Here is a 15,873-nt window from a genome sequence, read left to right as displayed (position 1 = left end):
GAGCATGCCTCGCAGCCTGAAGAAGGGCCCGTTCGTCGACGACCACCTGCTCAAGAAGGTGGAGACGCAGAACGACAAGGGCTCGAAGAACGTCATCAAGACCTGGTCGCGGCGCTCGACGATCATTCCCGAGATGCTCGGGCACACGATCGCCGTGCACGACGGACGCAAGCACGTCCCGGTGTTCGTGACCGAGGCCATGGTCGGGCACAAGCTCGGCGAGTTCGCGCTGACCCGCACGTTCAAGGGTCACGAGAAGGACGACCGGAAGAGCCGCCGGCGCTGACGCCGCGGGCATACGGATAGAGGAACAAGGGGTTACAGCGATGCCAGGAAAGGGCGACGCTCCGGTGCTTCCGGGCGCGCGGGCGGTTGCGCGGCACGTGCGCATCTCGCCGATGAAGGCGCGCCGGGTGGTCAACCTCGTCCGCGGCCTGCCCGCGAAGGAGGCGCTCACGGTGCTGCAGTTCGCGCCGCAGGCGGCGAGTGAGCAGGTGTACAAGGTGCTCGCGAGCGCGATCGCCAACGCGGAGAACAACGAGCGGCTGGACCCCGACGCGCTGCTCGTCAGCGAGGCGTTCGTCGACGAGGGCCCAACCATGAAGCGGTTCCGGCCGCGGGCGCAGGGCCGGGCGTACCGGATCCGCAAGCGCACCTGCCACATCACCGTGGCGGTGGAGGCGGTCGCGCCGGCCGCGCCGAAGAAGTCCGCGGCGAAGAAGGCCGCGCCGGCGCAGCAGGCCGAGGCCGCTGGGACCGAGAGCAAGACGGAGGGTGCCGAGTAATGGGTCAGAAGGTTCACCCCACTGGGTTCCGGCTCGGCATCTCGACCGACTGGAAGTCCCGCTGGTTCGCGGACAAGCTCTACAAGGACTACATCGGCGAGGATGTCAAGATCCGCCGGATGATGTCCAAGGGCCTCGAGCGCGCCGGTATCTCCAAGGTCGACATCGAGCGCACCCGGGACCGGGTGCGGGTCGACATCCACACCGCCCGGCCGGGCATCGTCATCGGCCGTAAGGGTGCGGAGGCCGACCGGATCCGCGGCGAGCTGGAGAAGCTCACCGGCAAGCAGGTGCAGCTGAACATCATCGAGGTGAAGAACCCCGAGTCGGACGCGCAGCTGGTCGCCCAGGGCGTCGCCGAGCAGCTCTCCAGCCGGGTCAGCTTCCGTCGGGCCATGCGCAAGTCCATGCAGTCGGCGATGAAGAACCCCGTCTGCAAGGGCATCCGGGTGCAGGTTTCGGGCCGTCTCGGCGGCGCCGAGATGAGCCGGACGGAGTTCTACCGCGAGGGTCGGGTTCCGCTGCACACGCTGCGGGCCAACATCGAGTACGGCTTCTTCGAGGCCCGTACCACCTTCGGCCGGATCGGCGTGAAGGTCTGGATCTACAAGGGCGACGCCGTGCCGGGCCGGGAGGCTCCGGCCGAGGCCGGTCCGTCCCGCCCGCGTCGCGGTGAGCGTGGCGACCGCCCCGAGCGGCCGCGTCGTGGCCGGTCCGGTTCGTCGGGTACGACCGCCGGTGGGACCGAGGCCGGTCGGGCCGCCGCGACCACCATCGCGCAGCAGGCCGAGACGCCGAGTGGTGACCCGGTCGACAGCTCCGCTGTCGCCGAGGCCGTCACCCAGCCGGCAGAAACGCAGCAGGAGGGCTGACAGATGCTGATGCCGCGCAAGCCCCCGAAGGGCTTCCGCAAGCCGCACCACCCGGACCGCCACGGCGCGTCCAAGGGCGGTAACCGGGTGGTGTTCGGCGAGTTCGGAATCCAGGCTCTCGAGCCGGCGTACGTGACCAACCGGCAGATCGAGTCGGCACGTATCGCCATGACCCGGCACATCAAGCGTGGTGGCAAGGTCTGGATCACGGTCTTCCCGGACCAGGCCCTCACCAAGAAGCCGGCCGAGACCCGGATGGGTTCCGGCAAGGGCTCGCCCGAGTGGTGGGTCGCGAACGTCAAGCCGGGGCGGATCCTCTTCGAGATGTCCTTCCCCAACGAGCAGGTCGCGCGAGAGGCGATGCGTCGCGCGGTCCACAAGCTCCCGATGAAGTGCCGCATTGTTACGCGCGAAGTGGGTGAATCCTGATGGCAGCGGGCGTCAAGCCTTCCGAGCTGCGTGAACTCTCCGAGGAGGAGCTGGTCGCGAAGCTGCGCGAGGCCAAGGCGGAGCTGTTCAACCTCCGCGTGCAGGCCGCGACCGGTCAGCTGGACAACAACCGGCGGTTGCAGGTCATCCGCCGGGAGATCGCCCGGATCTACACGATCATGCGTGAGCGCGAGCTGGGTCTCTCGGCCGCGCCGACTGAGGTGACTGCATCATGAGCGAGACCGAGAACACCACCGCCACCGTGCGGGCCCGCCGTAAGGTCCGTGAGGGCCTGGTGGTCAGCGACAAGATGGACAAGACCGTCGTGGTCGAGGTCGAGGACCGGGTCAAGCACGCGCTGTATGGCAAGATCATGCGCCGTACCAGCAAGCTGAAGGTGCACGACGAGCAGAACGCCGCCGGCATCGGCGACCGGGTTTCGATCATGGAGACCCGGCCGCTGTCCGCCACCAAGCGTTGGCGGATCGTGGAGATCCTCGAGAAGGCCAAGTAGCGAAGGCTCGAGCTCGGCCGGTTTCGGTCGGGCGCAGGTTCCGCCAGGCTCCGGCCGCCCGCGAGGGCGGCCGGAGAACCGGCAGACATAGGAGATAGACGTGATTCAGCAGGAGTCGCGACTGCGCGTCGCCGACAACACGGGTGCCCGGGAGATCCTGTGCATCCGGGTTCTCGGTGGCTCCGGTCGGCGCTACGCGAGCATCGGCGACGTCATCGTGGCCACCGTCAAGGACGCGATCCCGGGTGCCGGTGTGAAGAAGGGCGACGTCGTCAAGGCCGTCGTCGTCCGCACCGCCAAGGAGAAGCGGCGGCCGGACGGCTCGTACATCCGTTTCGACGAGAACGCCGCCGTCATCATCAAGGACGGTGGGGACCCGCGCGGTACCCGTATCTTCGGCCCGGTGGGGCGGGAACTGCGGGACAAGCGGTTCATGAAGATCATTTCCCTCGCGCCGGAGGTGTTGTGACCGTGAAGGTCAAGAAGGGCGACACGGTCATCGTCATCGCCGGCAAGGACAAGGGTGCCAAGGGCAAGGTCATCGCGGCCTACCCGCGGCAGGACAAGGTCCTCGTCGAGGGCGTGAACCGGGTCAAGAAGCACACCCGTATCAGCACCACCCAGCGTGGCGCCAAGACCGGTGGCATCGTCACCCAGGAGGCCCCGATCCACGTCTCGAACGTGCAGGTCCTGGACTCCGACGGGAACCCGACCCGGGTCGGTTACCGGTTCGACGACAACGGCCAGAAGGTCCGCATCGCGCGTAGCACCGGTAAGGACCTGTGATGACCACGGCTACCGAAACCAAGACCCTGCCGCGTCTCAAGGAGCGGTACCGCAACGAGATCGTGGCCAAGCTGCAGGAGCAGCACAGCTACGGCAACCCCATGCAGGTGCCGCGGCTGGTCAAGATCGTCGTCAACATGGGTGTCGGCGAGGCCGCTCGCGACGCCAAGCTGATCGACGGCGCCGTCCGCGACCTGGCCACGATCACCGGCCAGAAGCCGCAGGTGCGGCGGGCCACCAAGTCGATCGCGCAGTTCAAGCTGCGTGAGGGCATGCCGATCGGCGCGAAGGTCACCCTGCGCGGCGACCGGATGTGGGAGTTCCTGGACCGGCTGCTGTCGATCGCGCTGCCGCGTATCCGTGACTTCCGCGGCCTGGACGGGCGCAAGCTCGACGGGCACGGCAACTACACGTTCGGCCTGACCGAGCAGTCGGTGTTCCACGAGATCGACCAGGACCGGATCGATCGCCAGCGGGGCATGGACATCACGGTGGTCACGACCGCCACGACCGACGACGAGGGCCGGGCGCTGCTCAAGCTCCTGGGCTTCCCGTTCAAGGAGAACTGAGATGGCCAAGAAGGCGCTGATCATCAAGGCGGCCGCGAAGCCGAAGTTCTCGGTTCGCGCGTACACCCGCTGCCAGCGGTGCGGGCGTCCGAAGGCGGTCTACCGCAAGTTCGGTCTCTGCCGGGTGTGCATCCGGGAGATGGCCCACCGCGGTGAGCTGCCCGGCGTGTCCAAGGCTTCCTGGTAATAGCCCGGCGCGCCTCGCGCGTCAGCTGAACTGTCTCTTCGCCGTAGGCCCCGGGCCGTGCCCGGGGAACCCCGGCGAGAAAGGTTGACGAATTTCATGACGATGACCGACCCGATCGCAGACATGCTCACGCGTCTGCGGAACGCCAACCAGGCGTACCACGACCGGGTGACGATGCCCTACTCGAAGATCAAGGCGAACATCGCCGAGGTCCTCAAGGCCGAGGGTTACATCGCCACCTGGTTGGTCGAGGAGCCCGAAGAGGGTGCCGTCGGCAAGCGACTGGTCGTCGAGCTGAAGTACGGCCAGAACCGCGAGCGGAGCCTGGCCGGCATCAAGCGTGTGTCCAAGCCCGGTCTCCGGGTGTACGCCAAGTCGGACGGGCTCCCGCGGGTGCTCGGCGGGCTGGGCGTGGCGATCATTTCGACGTCCCAGGGGCTGCTCACCGACCGGCAGGCCCGCAAGCGGAGCGTTGGCGGGGAAGTCCTCGCCTTCGTCTGGTAACGGGAGACAGGTAGAAATGTCGCGTATTGGACGTAAGTCGATCCCGGTGCCTTCCGGCGTCGACATCACGATCGAGGGCCAGACCGTCAAGGTCAAGGGTCCGAAGGGCGAGCTGTCGCACACGCTCGCCGAGCCGATCTCCGCGGAGCGGGGCGAGGACGGCCAGCTGCACGTCAACCGGCCGAACGACGAGCGCAAGGCCAAGGAGCTGCACGGCCTGAGCCGTACCCTGGTCGCCAACATGATCGTCGGGGTGACCGAGGGCTACCGCAAGAGCCTGGAGATCGCCGGCACCGGTTACCGGGTCACGGCCAAGGGCAAGGACCTCGAGTTCGCGCTCGGGTTCTCGCACCCGGTCCTGGTCCCCGCGCCGGACGGCATCACCTTCACGGTGGAGCGGCCGACCCTGTTCCACGTGGCCGGCATCGACAAGCAGCAGGTCGGTGAGGTCGCCGCCAACATCCGGAAGATCCGCCCGCCGGAGCCCTACAAGGGCAAGGGCGTCAAGTACCAGGGCGAGGTCATCCGCCGCAAGGCCGGAAAGGCAGGTAAGAAGTGAGCGCCACGCTGCTCAAGCGCCGCCGCGGCGTCGCCGCCAAGCGCGCCGTCGGCCGTGCGCGTCGACACTTCCGGGTCCGCAAGAACGTCAGCGGCACCGCCGAGCGTCCCCGTCTCGTGGTCACCCGCTCGCTGCGGCACATCGTCGCCCAGGTCGTCGACGACACCAAGGGTCACACCCTGGCGTCGGCCTCGACCCTGGACGCGTCGCTGCGCGGTGCCCAGGGCGACAAGAGCGCCCTGGCCGGCAAGGTCGGCAGCCTGCTCGCCGAGCGGGCCAAGGCCGCGGGCGTGTCCAAGGTCGTCTTCGACCGCGGTGGCAGCCGGTACGCGGGGCGTGTCGCCGCGCTGGCCGACGCCGCCCGCGAAGCCGGGCTCGAGTTCTAGAAACCCCGTCACGAGAGATAAGGAAGGCTGCTGATGCCAGGTCAACAGCGCCGTGGCGGCGGGTCCGGTGGCAACGAGGGTGGTCGCCGCGACAACCGCCGTGAGGGCGGCCGCGGAAACGCGCCCGTCGAGAAGACCCCGCACATCGAGCGGGTCGTCGCGATCAACCGCGTCGCCAAGGTCGTGAAGGGTGGTCGTCGCTTCAGCTTCACCGCCCTGGTGATCGTGGGCGACGGCGACGGCACGGTCGGCGTGGGCTACGGAAAGGCCAAGGAGGTGCCCGCGGCGATCGCCAAGGGTGTCGAGGAGGCCAAGAAGCACTTCTTCAAGGTGCCGCGGATCGGTCAGTCGATCCCGCACCCGATCCAGGGTGAGGCCGCCGCCGGCGTCGTGCTGCTCAAGCCGGCCTCCGCCGGTACGGGCGTCATCGCCGGTGGGCCGGTGCGTGCCGTCCTGGAGTGCGCGGGCATCCACGACGTGCTCTCCAAGAGCCTCGGCTCGTCCAACCCCATCAACATCGTGCACGCCACGGTGGCGGCGCTGAAGGGGCTCGAGTCCCCGGAGGCCGTCGCGTCCCGTCGTGGCCTGCCGGTCGAGGACGTCGCGCCGGCCGCCATGCTGGCGTCGCGGGCGGGGGTGGCGTCCTGATGGCACGTCTGAAGGTCACCCAGCTCCGGTCCGCGATCGGGAGGAAGCAGAACCAGCGGCACTCGCTGCGTTCGCTCGGCCTGAAGCGGATCAACGACGTGGTGGTCAAGGAGGACCGTCCCGAGATTCGGGGCATGATCTTCGCGGTCAGCCACCTCGTGAAGGTCGAGGAGGTCGAGTAATGACGATCAAGGTTCACCACCTGCGCCCCGCTCCGGGTGCCAAGACCGCGAAGACCCGGGTGGGTCGCGGTGAGGGCTCCAAGGGCAAGACCGCCGGTCGCGGCACCAAGGGCTCGAAGGCCCGCAAGAACATCTCGGCGGCGTTCGAGGGTGGGCAGATGCCCATCCACATGCGCCTGCCGAAGATGAAGGGCTTCAAGAACAAGTTCAAGGTCGTCTTCCAGGTGGTCAACCTGGACCGGCTCGCCGAACTGTTCCCCGAGGGCGGCCAGGTCGGCCCGCTGGAGCTGGTCGAGGCCGGCGCGGTCCGCAAGGGCCACCCGGTCAAGGTCCTCGGGACCGGCGACCTCGGCGGAGTGACCCTCCAGGTGTCGGCGCAGGCGTTCAGCGCGTCGGCCAAGGAGAAGATCACCGCTGCCGGTGGCTCGGTCACCGAGCTGTAGGTCAGGCGATCCATGGCGCCCGCTCAGTTCTCTGTGACTGGGCGGGCGCCCTGGTCTCCCCGGAGCGTGTGCGCCGGGTAATATCGGATTTGGTTTATGTAGCCGGGCACACCTGCCCGGAGCGGGATCGGGCTGTTAGAGTCCCTTCCCAGCCATGGATATCGGGCACTCGCCCGGCACCCACCCCACCCGCCAGGGACCACCACCGGGCGGCCCGCGCGCAGGAGGAAGAAGTTGCTGTCCGCCTTTCTCAGTGCGTTCCGTACGCCTGACCTGCGCAAGAAGCTGCTGTTCACAGTAGGCATCATCGCGGTCTACCGGCTCGGCGCCACTCTGCCCAGCCCCGGCGTCTCGTACGGCAACGTGCAGAAGTGTCTCGACAGTCTGCAGGGCCAGAACACGGGCGTGCTCAACCTGCTCGACCTGTTCTCCGGCGGCGCGCTGTTGCAGCTCTCGGTCTTCGCGCTGGGCATCATGCCCTACATCACCGCGTCGATCATCCTGCAGCTGCTGACGGTGGTCATCCCCCGGCTGGAGCAGCTCCGCAAGGAGGGCCAGGCCGGTCAGGCGAAGATCACCCAGTACACCCGCTACCTGACCCTCGGCCTGGGCATCCTCCAGTCGTCGGCGTTCGTGGCGCTGGCCCGTTCCGGCCAGCTCTTCCAGAACCGCTGCGACCAGTTCCCGATCGTGCCCCAGGGCACCGGCATCCCGGACTGGCTGACCCTCAGCATCCTGGTCATGACGATGACCGCCGGTACCGGCATGGTGATGTGGCTCGGTGAGCTGATCACCGACCGCGGCGTCGGCAACGGCATGTCCGTCCTGATCTTCACCTCGATCGCGGCCCGGCTCCCCAGCGAGGGCTGGAAGATCAAGACCAACGAGGGCTGGGGCAAGTTCGCCCTGGTGCTCGCGCTGGTCCTGGTGGTCATCACCGCGGTCTGCTTCATCGAGCAGGCGCAGCGCCGGATCCCGGTGCAGTACGCCAAGCGGATGATCGGCCGACGGATGTACGGCGGCACCTCCACCTACATCCCGCTGAAGGTGAACCAGGCCGGTGTCATCCCGGTCATCTTCGCCTCGTCGCTGCTCTACCTGCCGCAGCTGGCGCTCCAGTTCTTCGACCAGACCGACCCGGGCAAGACCCAGGCCTGGATCCAGAACAACATCGTGCAGGCCGACGCGCCGCTGCACATCGTGATCTACTTCCTGTTGATCATCTTCTTCACGTACTTCTACGTGTCGATCACGTTCAACCCGACCGAGGTCGCGGACAACATGAAGAAGTACGGCGGTTTCGTGCCGGGCATCCGTCCCGGCAAGCCGACCGCCGACTACCTCGACTTCATCCTCAGCCGGATCACCCTGCCGGGCGCGCTCTACCTGGGTATCGTGGCGGTCCTGCCGAACTTCTTCTTCATCTGGCTGAACAGCCAGCAGTTCCAGAACTTCCCGTTCGGCGGCACCGCTGTGCTCATCATGGTCGGCGTCGGTCTGGAGACCGTGAAGCAGATCGAGAGCCAACTCATGCAGCGGAACTACGAAGGGTTCCTGCGGTAGATGCGACTCGTTCTGGTTGGCCCGCCGGGCGCGGGCAAGGGCACACAGGCGGAGTTCGTCGCCGCACACCTCTCGGTGCCGAAGATCTCGACCGGTGACATCTTCCGGGCCAACGTCTCCCAGGGGACGCCGCTGGGGGTCGAGGCGAAGCGGTACATGGACGCGGGCAAGCTGGTCCCGGACGAGGTGACCATCAACATGGTCCGGGACCGGCTCGCCGAGCCGGACGCCTCCGAGGGGTTCCTGCTCGACGGGTTCCCGCGCACCACGCCGCAGGCCGCCGCGCTGGACAAGCTCCTCGCCGACCTGGGTACCGCGCTGGATCTGGTGCTCGAACTGGTGGTCGACGACGACGAGGTGATCCGCCGGCTGTCCGGCCGACGTACCTGCCGGGGTTGCGGCAAGATCTGGCACGTCGAGTTCGACGCGACCACCAAGGACGGCATCTGCGACCGGTGTGGCGCCGAGCTGTTCCAGCGCGACGACGACAAGCCGGAGACCATCGCGGCCCGGTTGCGCGAGTACGCCGAGAAGACCGCGCCGCTTGTCGACTACTACGGTGCCCAGAACAAGCTCGTCGGGATCGACGCCACCGGCCCGGTGGAGGACGTCACGGTGCGCGCGATCGACGCGCTGCGCTCGTACGGCGGCTGACCTCCCGGCGAGACCCGGCGGATAGAGTGCGAACGGCGGGGTACGCGACGTGCCCCGCTGTTTCGCTGTGTGTCGGCAACGAAAGGTGACCGCCCCATGCGTCGTACCCAGCTGGACATCCAGCTGAAGACCGGTGAACAGATCGAGAAGATGCGGGCCGCCGGGCTGGTGGTCGCCGAGGCCCTGCGTCGGATGAGCGCGGCGGTCGCGCCCGGCGTGAGCACGGCCGACCTCGACGCGATCGCCGAGGCGACCATCCGGGAGGCCGGGGCGATCCCGTCCTTCAAGGGCTACCACGGTTTTCCCGCGTCGATCTGCTCGTCGGTCAACGAGCAGGTGGTGCACGCGATCCCGGCAGCCGACCAGGTGCTCCGGGAGGGCGACCTGATCTCGATCGACTGCGGCGCGGTGCTGGACGGCTGGCACGGCGACGCGGCGGTCACCGTCGGGGTGGGCGAGGTCGACCCGGCGTTGCTGAAGATGGCCGCGGTCGCCGAGGACGCCATGTGGGCCGGGATCGCCGCCGCCGCGCGGGGCTGCGCCAACGGCCGGGGCCGGCTCACCGACATCTCGCACGCGGTCGAGACCGCGGTCCGCCGGGGCGGCCGGTACGGCATCGTCGACGGCTACGGCGGGCACGGTATCGGCACCGAGATGCACCAGGACCCGCACGTGCTCAACCACGGCCGTCCCGGCAAGGGGCCACGCCTGGTGCCCGGCATGGCGCTGGCGATCGAGCCCATGATCACCATGGGGTCGCCGCGTACCGTCGAACTGTCCGACGGTTGGACCGTGGTCACCCGGGACCGGTCGATGGCGGTGCACGTCGAGCACTCGATGGCGCTGCTGGAGGACGGGGTGTGGGTGCTGACCGCCTTCGACGGCGGCCGAGGGCGGCTCGGTGACCTGGTGACCTCCCGGCAACGGGCCGACTCCCCGGCCGCCTGACCCGCCGGTCGGCGCGGGTGGCCCCCCGGTGTCATGCTTGCCGGTATGGAGGGGCGGGACCGGATGAGGGCGGCCGACACCGACCGGGAGGCGACGGCGGAACGGCTCCGGGTCGCCCTGGAGGAGGGCCGGCTCGACCTGCACGAGTACGACGAGCGCCTGCAACAGACGTACGGGGCGAAGACCTACGCGGAGCTGGACACCGTACTGGCGGATCTGCCGGGACCGGCGTCGGCCCAGCGGTCCGCCCTGACGCCGGTCGGAACCACCCCCGGGGTGCCGCCGGGGCCGGTCGTCGACCAGGACCACACGGTGGTCGCCGGACAGCGGGCGACACCCGGGTGGCCCGGGGACGGGGAACCGGTGGGCGGGAAGTCGGTGGCCGGTGGACCGGCCGGCACCGTCTCCGGGCGCTGGCCGGCCGAGGTGTGGGTGCCCTGGCTGCGGGTGGCGGCCATCCTGACCGTGATCTGGGCGATCTCCGCGCTCGGCAGCCGGGACCTGCCGTTCTACTGGCCGGTCTGGGTGCTGGGCCCGTGGGGGGCGATGCTGGTCTTCCGTACCGTGGGTGGGTTCGGCACCGGGGCGTCCGGGCGGGACGTCGCCCGCCGGGAGCGGCTGCGGGCGGCCCGCGCGCGACGGCGGAAGCGGCGTCGGCGCGGTCGTTGAGGCCGAACGGCCGGGCTGGTGTGTCACGGACCTGGTGTCCGCTTTCGTCCTCGTGGGTGACGCCACGGGTGGCCGGTTTGGCGACAGCCCGTGGGCGGGCGTAGACTTTCAGATCGGCGCACAGCGTCCACTCCGGCATGCCCACCTTGCGCTTCGGTGGGAGTCGGAGCCGCGGCTGGCGCGGGTTCCCGATGACCATCGGAAGGCCCGTGTAAGACGTTGTGGGCCGTCCGGAGCAACCGACGTCAGGACAGCGGAGTACATGCCGAAAAAAGACGGAGCCATCGAGATCGAGGGTCGGGTCATCGAGCCTCTGCCGAACGCCATGTTCCGGGTGGAACTCGCGAACGGCCACAAGGTGCTGGCTCACATCAGCGGCAAGATGCGGCAGCACTACATCCGCATCCTGCCGGAGGACCGGGTCGTCGTCGAACTCTCGCCGTACGACCTGACCCGCGGGCGCATCGTCTACCGCTACAAGTAAGCCTGACGGCGGCCGGGAAGTCCCCGTGTCCGTCTTCGACGTCCGGAGTCGCGGTCACCGCGTCGCCGGGCCAGATGGGAAGTAAGGCAACCGTGAAGGTCAAGCCGAGCGTCAAGAGGATCTGCAACAAGTGCCGGGTTATCCGCCGGCACGGCCGGGTCATGGTCATCTGCAGCGACCCGCGCCACAAGCAGCGCCAGGGCTGATCCGATCCCGTCCTCCGTAACCGGAGGGCGGCGGACCGGTCCGGGTCGCGCAGATCCGACGACACCACGTCACCAGCTCGTCCCAGCCGCGGAACGTACGCACGCGTATCTTCTCGTGGCCAACCCCCGGTCGGAGGCCGGGGCCCGCTCGGGCAGCGGCCGTTCGGTCGCCGGCGCACACCGCGTCGGAGGCGGACGGTCGGTAGCGGGATGGGACGGGTCCACACCTCCGCCACACATCACGAGGAGTACGCCCGCACATGGCACGTCTAGTCGGCGTGGATCTCCCCCGCGAGAAGCGGATGGAGATCGCGCTCACCTACATCTTCGGGGTGGGTCGCACCCGTTCCCTGGAGACGCTCGCCGCCACCGGCATCTCGCCGGACAAGCGCGCTCGGGACCTCACGGACGAGGAGCTGGTCCAGCTCCGCGACCACATCGAGGCGAACTACAAGGTTGAGGGCGACCTGCGCCGCGAGGTCGCCGCTGACATCCGCCGCAAGGTCGAGATCGGCTGCTACGCCGGCATCCGGCACCGCCGGGGTCTGCCCGTGCGTGGCCAGCGGACCCGGACCAACGCCCGGACCCGCAAGGGCCCGAAGCGGACTGTCGCCGGCAAGAAGAAGCCCGGCAAGAAGTAGATTTTGACCGGATTGCGGGTCGGGGTCGGGTCCAGGACCGGACTTCGCGGCCCGTCCGGAAAGTCAACTAGGAGCGCACAGACTTATGCCACCGAAGGCTCGTGCCGGAGCCGCCGTCAAGAAGGTCCGGCGCAAGGAACGCAAGAACGTCGCCCACGGGCAGGCGCATATCAAGAGCACGTTCAACAACACCATCGTGTCCATCACGGACCCGACCGGTGCGGTCATCTCCTGGGCCTCCGCCGGCCAGGTGGGCTTCAAGGGCTCCCGCAAGTCGACCCCCTTCGCCGCGCAGCTGGCCGCCGAGGCCGCCGCGCGTCGGGCGATGGAGCACGGCATGCGCAAGGTCGACGTGTTCGTCAAGGGCCCCGGCTCCGGCCGGGAAACCGCCATCCGCTCCCTGCAGGCCGTCGGGCTGGAGGTCGGCCAGATCGCCGACGTCACCCCGCAGCCGCACAACGGGTGCCGTCCGCCGAAGCGTCGTCGGGTCTGAGAGGTTAGAGAGAGATGGCTCGTTACACCGGTGCTGACTGCCGCCGTTGCCGGCGGGAGAAGATGAAGCTGTTCCTCAAGGGCAGCAAGTGCGATGGCCCGAAGTGCCCGTTCGAGTCCCGGCCCTTCCCGCCCGGACAGCACGGCCGTGGGCGCACGAAGGAGACGGAGTACCTGCTCCAGCTCCGCGAGAAGCAGAAGGCCCGTCGTGTGTACGGCGTGCTGGAGAAGCAGTTCCGCGGTTACTACGAGGAGGCCGTGGCCAAGCAGGCCAAGACCGGTGAGGTCCTCCTGCAGATCCTCGAGTCGCGCCTCGACAACGTGGTCTACCGGGCCGGTTACGCGCACTCGCGGGACATGGCCCGCCAGCTTGTCAAGCACGGTCACTTCACCGTGAACGGCAAGAAGGTCGACATCCCGTCGTACCGCGTCAAGGAGCACGACATCATCGAGGTCCGGGGCAAGAGCAAGGAGCTCACCCCGTTCATCGTGGCGCAGGCCCAGGCCGGCTCGAAGACCGTCCCGGCGTGGCTGGAGGCGATCCCGAGCCAGATGAAGGTCCTGGTGCACTCGCTCCCGGCCCGTCAGGTGATCGACACCCAGGTCCAGGAGCAGCTGATCGTCGAGCTCTACTCCAAGTAGGGCCCGTTGCGGTGGCCCGTCCGGTCGGGCGGGCCACCGGAACAGTTCGTGTCGTGGGCGTCATATAGCGGGCGTCCCGGAAGAGAAGAGAAGAAATGCTCATCAGCCAGCGACCGTCTCTCTCCGAAGAGTCGATCAACGAGACCCGCTCCCGGTTCACCATCGAGCCGCTGGAGCCCGGCTTCGGCTACACCCTGGGCAACTCGCTGCGGCGTACGCTGCTGTCGTCCATCCCGGGTGCCGCGGTCACCTCGATCAAGATCGACGGTGTGCTGCACGAGTTCACCACGATCCCCGGGGTCAAGGAGGACGTGGTCGAGCTCGTCATGAACATCAAGGAGCTCTGCGTCAGCTCCGAGCACGACGAGCCGGTCAGCATGTACCTGCGCAAGCAGGGGCCGGGCGACGTGACCGCGGGCGACATCCAGCCCCCGGCCGGTGTCTCGGTGCACAACCCGGACCTCAAGCTCGCCACCCTCAACGGCAAGGGCCGGCTCGACATGGAGCTGACCGTCGAGCGGGGTCGCGGCTACGTGACGGCGGCGCAGAACAAGCAGGCCGGTGCCGAGATCGGCCGGATCCCGGTCGACTCGATCTACTCGCCGGTGCTGAAGGTGACGTACCGCGTCGAAGCGACCCGTGTCGAGCAGCGGACCGACTTCGACCGGCTGATCATCGACGTCGAGACCAAGCCGTCGATGGGGCCGCGGACCGCGCTGGCCTCCGCCGGTTCGACGCTGGTGGAGCTCTTCGGGCTGGCCCGGGAGCTGGACGAGACCGCCGAGGGCATCGACATCGGGCCGTCCCCGCAGGACGCCCAGCTGGCGGCGGACCTGGCCCTGCCGATCGAGGAGCTGGACCTCACCGTCCGCTCCTACAACTGCCTCAAGCGCGAGGGCATCAACTCCGTTGGTGAGCTGATCGGGCGTACCGAGGCCGACCTCCTCGACATCCGGAACTTCGGGCAGAAGTCGATCGACGAGGTCAAGATGAAGCTCGCCGGGATGGGTCTGGGGCTGAAGGACTCGGCCCCGAACTTCGACCCGGCACACGTCGTGGACGCCTTCGGCGAGGCCGACTACGACACCGACGACTATCGCGAGACCGAGCAGCTCTAGTCCGCGCTGCCGCCACACCTGAGGAGCACCAAGCATGCCCACGCCCACCAAGGGCCCCCGCCTCGGCGGCAGCCCCGCGCACGAGCGGCTGATGCTGGCCAACCTGGCCACCGCGCTGTTCCAGCACGGCAAGATCCAGACCACCGAGACGAAGGCCCGGCGGCTGCGTCCGCTGGCCGAGCAGCTCATCACCAAGGCCAAGCGGGGCGACCTCGCCTCCCGCCGCCGGGTGCTGGGCGTCGTCAAGGACAAGGACGTGGTCTACTCCCTGTTCGACCAGATCGCGCCCCGGTACGCGAACCGCAACGGTGGCTACACCCGGATCGTGAAGACCGGTCCGCGCAAGGGTGACGCCGCTCCGATGGCGATCATCGAGCTGGTCGAGGAGCTTCAGGTCGCCGAGCCCAAGGCGAACAAGAAGACCGCGGCCCGCAAGAGCGCGCAGCAGGACAAGGTCGAGGCGCTCGCCCCGGCCGAGGAGACCCCGGCGGCCCCCGCCGACCAGGACTCCGAGGCGCCGGTCTCGGCGTCCGGTGACACCGCCGCCGCCCGCGAGGACAGCGACGAGGCCACCGAGACCAACGAGGCCACCGAGAACAAGGCCTGAGCACCACGGCACCGTCGGGCCCGGCACCCCTGCGTGGGGTGCCGGGCCCGATGTCGTGAACGGGAGGTACGAGGTGGACGAGCGGACCCGGCTACGGCTGGACGTCTCGTACGACGGCACCGACTTCTCCGGCTGGGCGGCCCAGCCGACCCGGCGGACCGTGGCCGGTGTGCTGGTCGGGGCACTGGACCTGGTGCTCGGGGCGGGCACGGTGACCGGGTTGACGGTGGCCGGCCGGACCGATGCCGGCGTGCACGCCACCGGCCAGGTCTGCCACCTCGACCTGCCCACCGCCGCCTGGCGGGAGCACCGGGAGCGGCTGCTGCGCCGGCTGGCCCGGCTGCTCCCCGGTGACGTGCGGGTCCGGGCGATGACCGAGGCGCCCGACGACTTCGACGCCCGCTTCTCGGCGACCTTCCGGCGGTACGAGTACCGGGTGACCGACGCCCCGTGGGGTGCCGAGCCGCTGCGCCGCCGGGACACCCTCGCCTGGCACCGACCGCTGGACCCAGCCGCGTTGACCGCCGCGGCGACCGGGCTGGTGGGGGAGCACGACTTCGCCGCGTACTGCCGGCGCAAGGAGAACGCCACCACCGTGCGCGAGGTGACCCGGCTGGACTGGCGGCGCGACCCGGACGGCATCCTGGTCGCCACCGTGCAGGCCGACGCGTTCTGCCAGGCGATGGTGCGCAGTCTGGTGGGGGCGATGCTGACCGTCGGGGACGGTCGACGCCCGGTGGACTGGCCGGCGGGCCAGCTGACCCGGCGGGAACGGTCGAGCGAGGTGACCGTCGCGCCGGCGCACGGGTTGACGCTGGTCGCCGTCGGCTATCCGGAGGATCCGGCCGGGTACGCCGCCCGCGCCGACCGCACCCGCCGGCTGCGCCTGCCCGTGGAGTCCTAGAGTCCCAGGTCCGTTCCCAGGGTGCCGGGTACGGGTGACGCCGCCGGCGGATCCGCACCGGTGGGTGACCAGCCCGGGGAG

At 69.0% G+C, this 15,873-nt stretch carries 28 protein-coding genes; all 28 read left to right on the top strand.

The genetic code is table 11. The features are described from left to right. Positions 1-4 precede the first annotated feature (4 nt). The 28 genes from rpsS (at position 5) to truA (ending at position 15,792) form a co-directional block, all read left to right on the top strand. Complete coding sequence (rpsS, locus tag O7612_RS26520) at positions 5-286, top strand: 30S ribosomal protein S19 (RefSeq protein ID WP_007073032.1); 282 nt, start codon at positions 5-7, stop codon at positions 284-286. A gap of 40 nt (positions 287-326) precedes the next feature. Beyond that, the gene (gene rplV, locus O7612_RS26515) at positions 327-785 is read left to right on the top strand and encodes a 50S ribosomal protein L22 (RefSeq protein WP_282268345.1); all 459 of its coding nucleotides are present in this window, start codon (positions 327-329) and stop codon (positions 783-785) included. Continuing rightward, positions 785-1,657 (top strand): 30S ribosomal protein S3, encoded by an 873-nt coding sequence (rpsC, locus tag O7612_RS26510; protein ID WP_067301424.1) that lies wholly within the window; start codon positions 785-787, stop codon positions 1,655-1,657. Before rplV ends, rpsC begins: the two co-directional genes overlap by 1 nt. A 3-nt stretch (positions 1,658-1,660) precedes the next feature. Continuing rightward, entirely contained in the window at positions 1,661-2,086 is a 426-nt protein-coding gene (gene rplP / locus O7612_RS26505; protein ID WP_067301427.1) for a 50S ribosomal protein L16, read from the top strand. Further along, on the top strand, positions 2,086-2,322 hold the full coding sequence (rpmC, locus tag O7612_RS26500) for a 50S ribosomal protein L29 (RefSeq protein ID WP_067301431.1): 237 nt from the start codon (positions 2,086-2,088) through the stop codon (positions 2,320-2,322). The genes rplP and rpmC overlap by 1 nt, the downstream gene beginning before the upstream one ends. Further along, positions 2,319-2,600, top strand: coding sequence for a 30S ribosomal protein S17 (gene rpsQ, locus O7612_RS26495; protein WP_282268337.1), 282 nt, complete (start codon positions 2,319-2,321; stop codon positions 2,598-2,600). Before rpmC ends, rpsQ begins: the two co-directional genes overlap by 4 nt. 100 nt (positions 2,601-2,700) lie before the next feature. Further along, positions 2,701-3,069 (top strand): 50S ribosomal protein L14, encoded by a 369-nt coding sequence (gene rplN, locus O7612_RS26490; RefSeq protein ID WP_007073026.1) that lies wholly within the window; start codon positions 2,701-2,703, stop codon positions 3,067-3,069. Further along, positions 3,066-3,386, top strand: a complete 321-nt coding sequence (rplX, locus tag O7612_RS26485; protein WP_172898445.1) for a 50S ribosomal protein L24 — start codon at positions 3,066-3,068, stop codon at positions 3,384-3,386. Before rplN ends, rplX begins: the two co-directional genes overlap by 4 nt. Further along, entirely contained in the window at positions 3,386-3,955 is a 570-nt protein-coding gene (rplE, locus tag O7612_RS26480) for a 50S ribosomal protein L5 (protein WP_067301437.1), read from the top strand. Before rplX ends, rplE begins: the two co-directional genes overlap by 1 nt. Before the next feature lies 1 nt (position 3,956). Then, a complete protein-coding gene (locus tag O7612_RS26475; protein ID WP_007465272.1) occupies positions 3,957-4,142 on the top strand; it encodes a type Z 30S ribosomal protein S14 in 186 nt (61 codons plus the stop codon). Positions 4,143-4,238: 96 nt separating this feature from the next. Continuing rightward, positions 4,239-4,646: a 30S ribosomal protein S8 gene (rpsH, locus tag O7612_RS26470; protein ID WP_067301438.1), complete on the top strand. Its 408-nt coding sequence runs from the start codon at positions 4,239-4,241 to the stop codon at positions 4,644-4,646. A 16-nt stretch (positions 4,647-4,662) separates the two neighbouring features. Next, positions 4,663-5,205 (top strand): 50S ribosomal protein L6, encoded by a 543-nt coding sequence (gene rplF, locus O7612_RS26465; RefSeq protein WP_204924859.1) that lies wholly within the window; start codon positions 4,663-4,665, stop codon positions 5,203-5,205. Next, the gene (gene rplR / locus O7612_RS26460) at positions 5,202-5,591 is read left to right on the top strand and encodes a 50S ribosomal protein L18 (RefSeq protein ID WP_282268329.1); all 390 of its coding nucleotides are present in this window, start codon (positions 5,202-5,204) and stop codon (positions 5,589-5,591) included. Before rplF ends, rplR begins: the two co-directional genes overlap by 4 nt. A gap of 33 nt (positions 5,592-5,624) precedes the next feature. Further along, on the top strand, positions 5,625-6,239 hold the full coding sequence (rpsE, locus tag O7612_RS26455; RefSeq protein ID WP_282268327.1) for a 30S ribosomal protein S5: 615 nt from the start codon (positions 5,625-5,627) through the stop codon (positions 6,237-6,239). Beyond that, positions 6,239-6,421, top strand: coding sequence for a 50S ribosomal protein L30 (gene rpmD / locus O7612_RS26450; RefSeq protein WP_067301451.1), 183 nt, complete (start codon positions 6,239-6,241; stop codon positions 6,419-6,421). The genes rpsE and rpmD overlap by 1 nt, the downstream gene beginning before the upstream one ends. Then, a complete protein-coding gene (gene rplO / locus O7612_RS26445; RefSeq protein ID WP_282268325.1) occupies positions 6,421-6,864 on the top strand; it encodes a 50S ribosomal protein L15 in 444 nt (147 codons plus the stop codon). Before rpmD ends, rplO begins: the two co-directional genes overlap by 1 nt. 234 nt (positions 6,865-7,098) lie before the next feature. Further along, complete coding sequence (gene secY, locus O7612_RS26440; RefSeq protein WP_282268324.1) at positions 7,099-8,427, top strand: preprotein translocase subunit SecY; 1,329 nt, start codon at positions 7,099-7,101, stop codon at positions 8,425-8,427. Continuing rightward, complete coding sequence (locus O7612_RS26435) at positions 8,428-9,081, top strand: adenylate kinase (protein ID WP_067301462.1); 654 nt, start codon at positions 8,428-8,430, stop codon at positions 9,079-9,081. 96 nt (positions 9,082-9,177) lie between these two features. After that, positions 9,178-10,029, top strand: coding sequence for a type I methionyl aminopeptidase (gene map / locus O7612_RS26430; RefSeq protein WP_282268318.1), 852 nt, complete (start codon positions 9,178-9,180; stop codon positions 10,027-10,029). Positions 10,030-10,074: 45 nt separating this feature from the next. Then, positions 10,075-10,698 (top strand): DUF1707 domain-containing protein, encoded by a 624-nt coding sequence (locus tag O7612_RS26425; RefSeq protein ID WP_282268316.1) that lies wholly within the window; start codon positions 10,075-10,077, stop codon positions 10,696-10,698. A 262-nt stretch (positions 10,699-10,960) separates the two neighbouring features. Then, positions 10,961-11,182 (top strand): translation initiation factor IF-1, encoded by a 222-nt coding sequence (gene infA, locus O7612_RS26420; protein WP_007073013.1) that lies wholly within the window; start codon positions 10,961-10,963, stop codon positions 11,180-11,182. Positions 11,183-11,274: 92 nt separating this feature from the next. Then, complete coding sequence (gene rpmJ / locus O7612_RS26415) at positions 11,275-11,388, top strand: 50S ribosomal protein L36 (RefSeq protein WP_043965539.1); 114 nt, start codon at positions 11,275-11,277, stop codon at positions 11,386-11,388. Between the two features lie 260 nt (positions 11,389-11,648). Further along, positions 11,649-12,029 carry a 30S ribosomal protein S13 gene (rpsM, locus tag O7612_RS26410; RefSeq protein ID WP_067301467.1) on the top strand — a complete coding sequence of 127 codons (381 nt, stop codon included), beginning with the start codon at positions 11,649-11,651 and terminating at the stop codon, positions 12,027-12,029. 85 nt (positions 12,030-12,114) lie between these two features. Further along, positions 12,115-12,522: a 30S ribosomal protein S11 gene (rpsK, locus tag O7612_RS26405; protein ID WP_030329919.1), complete on the top strand. Its 408-nt coding sequence runs from the start codon at positions 12,115-12,117 to the stop codon at positions 12,520-12,522. A 14-nt stretch (positions 12,523-12,536) separates the two neighbouring features. Then, on the top strand, positions 12,537-13,163 hold the full coding sequence (gene rpsD / locus O7612_RS26400) for a 30S ribosomal protein S4 (RefSeq protein WP_067301470.1): 627 nt from the start codon (positions 12,537-12,539) through the stop codon (positions 13,161-13,163). Positions 13,164-13,258: 95 nt separating this feature from the next. Continuing rightward, complete coding sequence (locus tag O7612_RS26395; protein WP_007073009.1) at positions 13,259-14,281, top strand: DNA-directed RNA polymerase subunit alpha; 1,023 nt, start codon at positions 13,259-13,261, stop codon at positions 14,279-14,281. A 34-nt stretch (positions 14,282-14,315) separates the two neighbouring features. Further along, positions 14,316-14,888: a 50S ribosomal protein L17 gene (gene rplQ, locus O7612_RS26390; RefSeq protein WP_067301474.1), complete on the top strand. Its 573-nt coding sequence runs from the start codon at positions 14,316-14,318 to the stop codon at positions 14,886-14,888. A gap of 73 nt (positions 14,889-14,961) precedes the next feature. Next, on the top strand, positions 14,962-15,792 hold the full coding sequence (truA, locus tag O7612_RS26385) for a tRNA pseudouridine(38-40) synthase TruA (protein WP_282268314.1): 831 nt from the start codon (positions 14,962-14,964) through the stop codon (positions 15,790-15,792). The last annotated feature ends 81 nt before the right edge of the window (positions 15,793-15,873 follow it).

The organism is Micromonospora sp. WMMD987 (genome assembly GCF_029581435.1).
GTDB classification, from domain to species: domain Bacteria; phylum Actinomycetota; class Actinomycetes; order Mycobacteriales; family Micromonosporaceae; genus Micromonospora; species Micromonospora rifamycinica.
The sequence above is the reverse complement of the archived record's forward strand: the minus strand, read 5'-3'. Positions and strand labels throughout refer to the sequence as shown.

Excerpts from the sequence above, each read along its gene's own strand:
- rpsS (WP_007073032.1), top strand. The coding sequence starts at position 5 with ATGCCTCGCAGCCTGAAGAAGGGCCCGTTCGTCGACGACCACCTGCTC.
- rplV (WP_282268345.1), top strand. The coding sequence starts at position 327 with ATGCCAGGAAAGGGCGACGCTCCGGTGCTTCCGGGCGCGCGGGCGGTT.
- rpsC (WP_067301424.1), top strand. The coding sequence starts at position 785 with ATGGGTCAGAAGGTTCACCCCACTGGGTTCCGGCTCGGCATCTCGACC.
- rplP (WP_067301427.1), top strand. The coding sequence starts at position 1,661 with ATGCTGATGCCGCGCAAGCCCCCGAAGGGCTTCCGCAAGCCGCACCAC.
- rpmC (WP_067301431.1), top strand. The coding sequence starts at position 2,086 with ATGGCAGCGGGCGTCAAGCCTTCCGAGCTGCGTGAACTCTCCGAGGAG.
- rpsQ (WP_282268337.1), top strand. The coding sequence starts at position 2,319 with ATGAGCGAGACCGAGAACACCACCGCCACCGTGCGGGCCCGCCGTAAG.
- rplE (WP_067301437.1), top strand. The coding sequence starts at position 3,386 with ATGACCACGGCTACCGAAACCAAGACCCTGCCGCGTCTCAAGGAGCGG.
- O7612_RS26475 (WP_007465272.1), top strand. The coding sequence starts at position 3,957 with ATGGCCAAGAAGGCGCTGATCATCAAGGCGGCCGCGAAGCCGAAGTTC.
- rpsH (WP_067301438.1), top strand. The coding sequence starts at position 4,239 with ATGACGATGACCGACCCGATCGCAGACATGCTCACGCGTCTGCGGAAC.
- rplF (WP_204924859.1), top strand. The coding sequence starts at position 4,663 with ATGTCGCGTATTGGACGTAAGTCGATCCCGGTGCCTTCCGGCGTCGAC.
- rpsE (WP_282268327.1), top strand. The coding sequence starts at position 5,625 with ATGCCAGGTCAACAGCGCCGTGGCGGCGGGTCCGGTGGCAACGAGGGT.
- rpmD (WP_067301451.1), top strand. The coding sequence starts at position 6,239 with ATGGCACGTCTGAAGGTCACCCAGCTCCGGTCCGCGATCGGGAGGAAG.
- rplO (WP_282268325.1), top strand. The coding sequence starts at position 6,421 with ATGACGATCAAGGTTCACCACCTGCGCCCCGCTCCGGGTGCCAAGACC.
- O7612_RS26435 (WP_067301462.1), top strand. The coding sequence starts at position 8,428 with ATGCGACTCGTTCTGGTTGGCCCGCCGGGCGCGGGCAAGGGCACACAG.
- map (WP_282268318.1), top strand. The coding sequence starts at position 9,178 with ATGCGTCGTACCCAGCTGGACATCCAGCTGAAGACCGGTGAACAGATC.
- O7612_RS26425 (WP_282268316.1), top strand. The coding sequence starts at position 10,075 with ATGGAGGGGCGGGACCGGATGAGGGCGGCCGACACCGACCGGGAGGCG.
- infA (WP_007073013.1), top strand. The coding sequence starts at position 10,961 with ATGCCGAAAAAAGACGGAGCCATCGAGATCGAGGGTCGGGTCATCGAG.
- rpsM (WP_067301467.1), top strand. The coding sequence starts at position 11,649 with ATGGCACGTCTAGTCGGCGTGGATCTCCCCCGCGAGAAGCGGATGGAG.
- rpsK (WP_030329919.1), top strand. The coding sequence starts at position 12,115 with ATGCCACCGAAGGCTCGTGCCGGAGCCGCCGTCAAGAAGGTCCGGCGC.
- rpsD (WP_067301470.1), top strand. The coding sequence starts at position 12,537 with ATGGCTCGTTACACCGGTGCTGACTGCCGCCGTTGCCGGCGGGAGAAG.
- O7612_RS26395 (WP_007073009.1), top strand. The coding sequence starts at position 13,259 with ATGCTCATCAGCCAGCGACCGTCTCTCTCCGAAGAGTCGATCAACGAG.
- rplQ (WP_067301474.1), top strand. The coding sequence starts at position 14,316 with ATGCCCACGCCCACCAAGGGCCCCCGCCTCGGCGGCAGCCCCGCGCAC.